The sequence below is a fragment of the Glycomyces sp. NPDC050141 genome, assembly GCF_055586545.1.
The window spans coordinates 1-8045 of sequence record NZ_JBVJHZ010000075.1 but is presented as its reverse complement, the minus strand read 5'-3'; the positions used below and the strand labels follow the sequence as shown (position 1 = coordinate 8045).

Here is an 8045-nt window from a genome sequence, read left to right as displayed (position 1 = left end):
CTGATTTGGCGGCGACCAAGGAGAAGGCAGTAACGACCGAAAAAAAATTGAAGGGACCCGGGGAACCGGCCGTCTCTCCCCCCCCCCCCCCCTCTTCTCCCTCTTCCCCCCCCCCCCCCCCCCCCCCCCCCCCCCCCGGCCCGCGAACCTTAACGCCGTTCATGTCTCCGGGCGGTATCGCCGACCGGGCGCAGCGGCATCGCAGCCCGCACCGCCCACCGTCCCGAGCCGTCGGGGCCAGCGGACATCTCGCCGCCTAGCAGTCGCGCACGTTCCGCGATTCCGGCGAGGCCGCGACCGCCTCCCGGACCGCCGGACCCCGCACTGACCGGGTTCACCACACTCAGCTCCAGCCGTTCATCCGCGACTGCCACCCGCACCTCTACCGCCGCGCCCCCACCGTGCTTGAGCGCGTTCGTCACTCCCTCTTGAACGATCCGGTACGCCTCCCGCGACACCGCCGTCGGGACCGCATCGACCTCGCCGTCGACTTCGAGGTCGAACCCGGTGCCCGCCTTCCTCACCCGCTCGCCCAGCCGCTCCAGGTCCGCGAGCGTCGGCGCCGCCGTCAAGGCCGCCGGTTCCTCCCGCAACGCTCCCAGTGCCCGGTCGAGGTCGTCCAGCGCTGAACGCGACGACTCCTCGATCGCCGCCAGCGCCAGCCGCGCCGACTCCGGGTCGGATTCGAGGACCTGCCGCGCGACCGCCGCCTGGATCGTCGAGGTCGTCAGCGTGTGCCCGATGGCGTCGTGCAGCTCCCGCGCCAGCCGGTTGCGCGAAGCGACCCGGCGGGCCTCCTCCTCGGCCGCCGCGAGGCGTTCGGCGAGCCCAGGCCCGAGCAGCCGCACCGCGAGCCGCCGCATGAGCGCCGCATACGCTGCGCCGCAGCACAGTGCGGCAGCGACCAGTCCGACCGCCGCCGCCCACGTCCACGCCCCGGCCGCCCCGGGCCGGACCTCGACCGGGACGAGGATCGTGACGGTCTCGCCGCCGTCGAGCCAGACCGCCGGGAGCACCAGCCCGACCAGCGCCACCGCCGAGACGAGCATGAGCGCCGCGCCCGCGACGACCGAGACCAGGAACCACGCCGCCGTCGAGAAGCGCCGCGCCGCAACGGGTTCGGGCAGTCCCGCGCCCAGCAGCCGGTTCGAAGCACGTACCGCCCACCGCCGCGAGAACCCGGGCAGTCCGGCCGCACCGATCAACGCGCACCCGGCCGATGCGAGCACCGGCCCGGGAACCGGGCCGGGCCATGCGAGCGCGAGCAGGGCCGCCACCGGCAGGCCGATCAGGGACGCGGCCGCCACGGCCAGGAACGCGTGCGTCCACCCGAGGTGGGCGTGCCGCAAGGGGCGCAGGAGCTGTCGCATGCGGTCGAGTCTGGCACCCGCACCCGACAGGCGACTCCCTCCCGAGAGGGAGTCGGGATTCCCCACCGCTCGGGAGGCACCGAGACCGCCGGGCGGCGAACGTTGGCCCCGACATCGTTTCGAGAAGGGACCAACTGTGGCAACGAGAACCAAGGGACTCATCGTCTTCATCGCCATATCGTTCGGCATGGCGTGGGCCGGCATGTTCGGCGCGCCGCTGCTGTTCGGTCTGTCGCTGGTCAATCCGCTCGTCCAGTTGGCGGGCATCGCGTTCACGCCCGCGATCGCCGCGTTCGTGGTGCGCAAGTGGGTCAGCCGCGAGGGCTTCGCCGACGCGGGTCTGAAGCTGCGCCTGCGCGAGCAGTGGCGCCTCTACCTGGCCGCGTGGCTCGGCCCGCTCGCGTTCGCGGGCGCCTCGCTCGCGGTTGCGGTGGCGGTCGGCCTGTGGGACTTCGACTTCGGGGCGCTCGCGCTCCTGCCGGGCGCGCCGGCGTGGGTCTCGATCGCGGTGATGCTGGCCGTGGTGGTCGTGCTGACGCCGATCTACTGGGGCGAGGAGTTCGGGTGGACGAGCTATCTTCGCCTGCGGCTCTTCCCCGAACGCCCGCTGTTGTCCACATTGCTCACGGGGCTCATCTGGGCGGTCTGGCACTACCCGCTCGCGTTCATGGGCTACATCGAGTTCGACAACGTCGTGCTCGGCCTCGCCGTCTGGACGGTCTCGTTCATGCTCCAGGAGGTCATCCTCACCTGGCTGCGCCTGAGCAGCGGCTCGGTGTGGACCGCCAGCCTCGCCCACGCGGGCAACAACATGGTGTTCGCACTGATCATCGGCACCGCGCTCGGTGACGACCACCAGATCGCCGGGACGCTGATCGGCATCGTCCCGTGCGCCGCCGTCGCGCTCTGGATCGTCCTGAGCGGGCGCCTCGCGGCCGACCGTATCGACACCCCGGCCGCCGAACGCGTCCCGGTCGCCGTGCGCTGACCTCACTCCCGCGAGGGAGGCCGGAACCCGGGCGGGGTGGCATCATCGACCGGTGACCACCCCGCCCATCACCATCCTCATCGCCGACGACGACCCGTTGGTGCGCACCGGACTCCGCACCCTCCTCGCCGCCCAGCCCGGCATCGAACCGGTCGCCGAGGCCGCCGGCGGCGCCCAGGTGCTCCCGCTCGTCAAGCAGTACCGGCCCGATGTCGTGCTCATGGACGTGCGCATGCCCGACCTCGACGGGATCGCTGCGACAAGGCTCCTGCGCGCGGAACTGGACGACCCGCCGCCGGTCCTCGTCATCACCACGTTCGAGAACGACGAGTACGTGTACGACGCGCTCCGAAGCGGCGCAAGCGGGTTCGTGCTCAAACGCGCCGATATCGCGCAGATCGCCCTCGCGGTCCGCGTTGTGGCGCAAGGCGACGCGCTGCTGTTCCCCGAGGCGGTCCGCTCGCTCGCGGCCTCGCACGCCCCGCCGCCCGGGAACGTACACGGACCGGTCGCGCTCACCAAGCGCGAGGCCGAAGTACTGCGGCTGGTCGCCGAGGGCCTGGCGAACCAGCAGATCGCGGAGCGCCTGTTCCTGGGCCTGGAGACGGTGAAGACCCACGTGGGCAGCGTGCTCACCAAACTCGGGGCGCGCAACCGCACCGAGGCGGTCATCATGGCGTACGAGTCGGGTTTCGTGCGCCCCGGCGAGCGCCGCTAGTCCTTGCGGCGGCTGGCCTCCATGCGCGGGGCGAGGCCGTCGAGGAAGCGGTCGACCGCGTAGCGCATGGCGTCGTGGGGGGTGATGTCCCAAGCGTCGGGCGAGGTGAACCGGGCGAGGTGCGGGTAGCGGCCGGAGACGACGGCGCGTTCGAGGTAGGGCCCCTGCGCGTTCCACCATTCGAGCTCGGCGGTCTCGGGGGCCTCGTCCGCGCTGTCGCGCATGAGGTACTGCCGCGCGGTGCCGGTGATGGTGTTCATCAACCCGGTGACCGCCAGGTTGATCTCGCGTTCGGGCAGGTCGTGGTGCTCGAAGGCGCCGAGTACGAAGTCGTAGCCCGCCAGTGAGTCCGGGCCGAGCACGGGCCGCTTCTGGTTGATCTCCAGCAGCCACGGGTGCGAGTCGTAGGCGAGCCAGGTGTGCTCGGCGATCTGCTCCAGGGATTCGCGCCAGTCGAGGCCGCCGAGGTCGGGGGCGTCGGGGCCGATCCAGGAGAGGCGGTCGACCATGAGGTCGATGAGTTCGCGCTTGCCGGGGACGTACCGGTAGATCGTCATGGCGCCGACGCCGAGTTCGGCGGAGACGCTGCGCATGCCGAAGCAGCTGCCTTCGCGGTCGGCGACGCTGATCGCGGCCTCAACGATCCGGTCGACGGTGAGCTTCGGTTTCGGCCCGGGCCGGCTGACCTGCGGTCCGTACTCGCGCCAGAGCAGCTCGAGGCTTCGTTTGGGGTCGCCCGCCCCCGTCTGTGGTGTCGCCATAGAGGCCTCATCGTATCGCGCTTGCTAACCGGGTACGTCGTATGCTATTACTGGGTACAACGTACCCGATTGAAGGGCGACAGTCCATGGGAACCACCACCGTCGAGGCCAGCAACCTCGGCAAACGATTCAAGGACACGGCCGCGCTCGACGGCTTCGACCTCACCGCCGAGGCCGGCACGGTCCTCGGGCTCCTCGGCCCCAACGGCGCAGGCAAGACCACCTGCGTGCGCATCCTCACCACCCTGCTGCGCTTCGACACCGGCACCGCCCGCGTCGCGGGCTTCGACGTGGCCCGCGACGCGCGCCAGGTGCGCCGCCGCATCGGCCTCACCGGCCAGCAGACCGCCGTCGACGAGCTCCTCACCGCCCGCCAGAACCTCGTCCTGTTCGGGAAGCTCTTCCGGCTGGACAAGACCCGCGCCGGGGAGCGCGCCGATACGCTGCTCGCCCAGTTCGGGCTGCAGGACGCGGCGAACCGCCAGGCCAAGGGCTTCTCGGGCGGCATGAAGCGCCGCCTCGACCTCGCGGCCAGCATGATCCTCGCCCCGCAGGTGCTCTTCCTGGACGAGCCGACCACGGGCCTGGACCCGGCCGGGCGCCGCGAGGTCTGGGACGCCGTCGAGGGCCTCGCCGCCGACGGCACCACCGTCGTGCTCACCACCCACTACCTCGATGAGGCCGACCGCCTCTGCGACCGCATCGCCGTGATCGACCACGGCCGCAACCTCGTCGACGACACCCCGGCCGGGCTCAAGCGCCGCATGGGCGCCGACCGGCTGGAGATCGTGGCCGCCGACCCGTCCGACCTGCCTGTGCTGCAGCAGATCATCGAGTCCGTGGCCGACGGCGAGACCATGGTCGACGAGGCCGGACCCAGCGTCTCGGCGCCCGTCAAGGACTCGGTCCCGGCCCTCACGGCCGCCGCCACGGCCGTGCAGGACAAGCGCCTCACCGTGGCCGACATCGGCCTGCGCCGCCCCACCCTCGACGAGGCCTTCCTCGAACTCATCAAGAAGGAGGACCAGTGACCACGCTCGCCCCGCTGCCCGAAGAGACCTTCGCTTCGCGTCTGAAGTGGACGCTCCATGACTACCGGGCCATCGTCGGCCAGGAGTTCACGCACCTGGTGCGCCAGCCCGCGAACTTCGCGTGGGGCCTGGGCTTCCCGATCGTCATGGTGCTCTTGTTTGTGTACGTCTTCGGTTCGGCCATGGACGTCACCGGCCAGGGCGCCGGGGTCGACTACGTCGCCTACGCGATGCCCGGCATGTTCGCCATGACGATCGCGTTCGGCTTCACCAACACCGCGTGGGCGATCGCCGAGGCGAAGCAGAAGGGCTTCATCGACCGCGTCCGGTCCATGCCCATGGCCTCCTCGGCGGTCGTGGTGGGCCGCAACATCACCGACACCATCCACGCTGCGGTCGACCTCGTCGTGCTCGTCCTCATCGCCCTCGCGATCGGCTGGCGCTCCGACGGCACGTTCACAGAGACCCTGGGCGCCTTCGCACTCCTGCTGTGGCTGCGGTTCGCGCTCATCTGGGTCGGCGTGTTCATGGGCCTCCTGGTCAAGAACGTCGAGCAGGCCGGGAACCTCTTCGCCGTCGCGTTCCCGTTCGGCATGGTCTCCTCGGTGTTCACCCCGCCCGAGCTCATGCCCGGCTGGCTCGGCGCGATCGCCGCGTGGAACCCGGTGTCCGCCACCGCGACCGCCATCCGCGAGCTCTTCGGCAACCCGAGCGCGGTCGGCTCCTCCTGGCCCGAGCAGCACGCGATCGCCGCCGCGATCATCTGGCCGGTGATCATCACGGCGATCTTCCTGCCGCTCGGCGTCCAGAAGTTCAAGAACCTCGGCCGCTAGCGGCCAAGCGCCTGAAGGAAACAGGAACAGGGCCCGCGCCGACCGGCGCGGGCCCGCCCGCATTCGGGGCGCCCGGGGGCAATCGGTGCGAACCGCTAGCCCATCGAGACACTCGCCTGTCTCAATTCGGTAAAGAAGTTCACGCAAGCGCGGGAGCGATTCCACCGCTGTGCACGTTATCTGCCTTTTGCAAGGGCGCCATAGCCGGTCATTCCGGATTTCGGTGTTCTGCGGCCACCGGCGACCTGCGATAGCTTGAAACGATGCGAGGCCGCGCACTGCAGCGCGGCGACCCCGTACGCACTCGCGTCCTCGCGCACCGGCACCCGGAGCGTTCTCGCTGGGAAGGCTCCTCACGGTCTGTGGTCGGAACCCGACTTCACGCGGACCGGCCTAGAAATGACCGCGCCTCCTTGGCGTCGTTGCCGGACGCGAGCGCCGTCCCTCCCGGTGCTCGATCCCCGCTCCGGCTATTCGACGAGGCGTGTCATCCCTCGTATCGAAAGCAGCCCTGAAATGACCAAGAGGCGACATCTACCCGCGCTCTTCGCGACCGCAGCCCTGGCCACCGCCGCCGCCTGCACCGAGGACGAGAGCCCGGAGGACGGCGGGAGCGACGAGTTCCCCCGCCGCAAGACCCTGTACTCGACCGGCACCGCCTGGGGGCCGCCCGGCGACTTCAACCCGATCTCCGCCGGAGGCGTGACCGGCCTCAACGGCCTCGGCTACGAGTACCTGTTCGTGTTCGACACCGTCGAGCAGCGGCTCACCCCCTGGCTCGCCGAGTCCGGCGAGTGGACGGGCGCGAACGTGTTCGAGCTGCGCCTGCGCGCCGGGGTCGAATGGAGCGACGGCAAGCCGTTCACCGCCGACGACGTCGCGTTCACCTTCGAGCTCGGCAAGACCGAAGGCGTCCCGTACGGCGGCGTCTGGGACTGGCTCGACACCGTCGAGATCGTCGACGAGCACACCGTCAAATTCACGTTCGGCGAAGCGCGCCAACAGGAGTGGGACAACTTCCTGTACACCAACGAGATCGTCCCCAAGCACGTGTTCGAGGCCTACACCCCCGAGGAGCTGCTGACCGGCCCGCTCGACCCGAACCCCGTGGTCACCGGCCCCTACAGCGTGCACAGCTTCGACGACACCCGGATCGTCTGGGTCAAGCGCAAGGGCTGGTGGGCCACAAAGGCACTGGACCTCGAGGTGCAGCCGCAGTACATCGTGGACCTCGTGACGCTCGCGAACGCCGACATCCTCAACATGCTCATCGAAGGCCGCCTCGACCTCGCCAACAACTTCATGTCCGGCATCGACGACTTCCTCACGGGCGACCCGGAACTGACCACCTACTTCGACAAGCCGCCGTTCATGGCCCCGGTCAACACCGCCATGCTCATCCCCAACACCACCCGCCAGCCCCTCGACGACCCGGCGTTCCGCCAGGCCATGGCGTACGCGATCAGCCCCGGCGAGATCGTCGACTCCGTCTACGGCGGCATGGTGAGCGAGGCCCACCCCACCGGCCTCCTCCCGATCTGGGAGCGCTACTACGACGCGGCGGCCGTCAGCGAGCACGGCTTCGTCTTCGAACCCTCCAGCGCCGTCGAGATCCTCGCCTCCGCCGGGTACAAGGACGAGGACGGCGACGGCTTCGTCGAGACCCGCGACGGCGAGAAGATCGAACTGCAGCTCGTCGTCCCCGCCGGATGGACCGACTGGGAGGCCGCCGCCATCGCGATCGCCCGCGACCTCACCGACGTCGGCATCAACACGACCGCGTCCTTCATCGACGCCGCCGAGGTCGACACCGTGCGCGGCTCCGGCGACTTCGACCTGCTCATCAACAACAACAGCTGGCTCACGAACTCGCCCTGGAGCCACTTCCAGTACCTGTTTGAGCTGCCCGTACGCGACACCCAGCGCCTCGCGAACTTCTCGCGCTGGGAGGACGAGACCGCCTGGGACCTCACGCAGGAACTCGCGACCCTGGCTACCGACGACCCCCACTACCCGGAGGTCATCGCCGAGCTCCAGCGCATCGCGATGCGCGACCTCCCCGCCATCCCGATCTGGTACAACGGCGCCTGGTCCCAGGCGTGCAATGCGGTCTGGACGGGCTGGCCCACAGGGAACGACGACGCCGAGCCCGGCGTCTACCCGAGCTTCTGGAACGAGATGTGGGGCCTCGGAGGAGTACGAATGCTGACCGAGATCCGAAGGGCCGAATAGCGATCCGAGGAGCAGCACGGGCCGGGGGGGGGGGGGGGGGGGGGGGGGGGGGGGGGGGGGGGGGGGGGGGGGGGGGGGGGGGGGGGGGGGGGGGGGGGGGGGGGGGGGGGGG

General features: G+C 70.4%; 7 protein-coding genes. 5 read left to right on the top strand and 2 right to left on the bottom strand.

Going from position 1 to position 8045, the window contains the following annotated elements:
- Positions 1–149: 149 nt before the first annotated feature.
- A complete protein-coding gene (locus ACZ60M_RS25270) occupies positions 150–1370 on the bottom strand; it encodes a sensor histidine kinase (protein WP_465421993.1) in 1221 nt (406 codons plus the stop codon).
- Positions 1371–1506: 136 nt separating this feature from the next.
- Here ACZ60M_RS25270 and ACZ60M_RS25265 point away from each other — a divergent pair, with 136 nt between their 5' ends.
- Positions 1507–2358, top strand: coding sequence for a CPBP family glutamic-type intramembrane protease (locus ACZ60M_RS25265; RefSeq protein ID WP_465421991.1), 852 nt, complete (start codon positions 1507–1509; stop codon positions 2356–2358).
- 52 nt (positions 2359–2410) lie between these two features.
- Entirely contained in the window at positions 2411–3076 is a 666-nt protein-coding gene (locus ACZ60M_RS25260; protein ID WP_465421989.1) for a response regulator, read from the top strand.
- On the opposite strand, the gene ACZ60M_RS25255 is transcribed toward ACZ60M_RS25260, so the two are convergent.
- A complete protein-coding gene (locus ACZ60M_RS25255; protein ID WP_465421987.1) occupies positions 3073–3837 on the bottom strand; it encodes a TetR/AcrR family transcriptional regulator in 765 nt (254 codons plus the stop codon). The two genes, ACZ60M_RS25260 and ACZ60M_RS25255, sit on opposite strands and share 4 nt — an antisense overlap.
- A gap of 86 nt (positions 3838–3923) precedes the next feature.
- Here ACZ60M_RS25255 and ACZ60M_RS25250 point away from each other — a divergent pair, with 86 nt between their 5' ends.
- The 3 genes from ACZ60M_RS25250 to ACZ60M_RS25240 all read left to right on the top strand — a co-directional run bounded on the left by ACZ60M_RS25250 (position 3924) and on the right by ACZ60M_RS25240 (position 7933).
- Entirely contained in the window at positions 3924–4868 is a 945-nt protein-coding gene (locus tag ACZ60M_RS25250) for an ATP-binding cassette domain-containing protein (protein ID WP_465421985.1), read from the top strand.
- The gene (locus ACZ60M_RS25245) at positions 4865–5701 is read left to right on the top strand and encodes an ABC transporter permease (protein ID WP_465421983.1); all 837 of its coding nucleotides are present in this window, start codon (positions 4865–4867) and stop codon (positions 5699–5701) included. The genes ACZ60M_RS25250 and ACZ60M_RS25245 overlap by 4 nt, the downstream gene beginning before the upstream one ends.
- Before the next feature lie 516 nt (positions 5702–6217).
- Entirely contained in the window at positions 6218–7933 is a 1716-nt protein-coding gene (locus tag ACZ60M_RS25240; protein ID WP_465421981.1) for an ABC transporter substrate-binding protein, read from the top strand.
- The last annotated feature ends 112 nt before the right edge of the window (positions 7934–8045 follow it).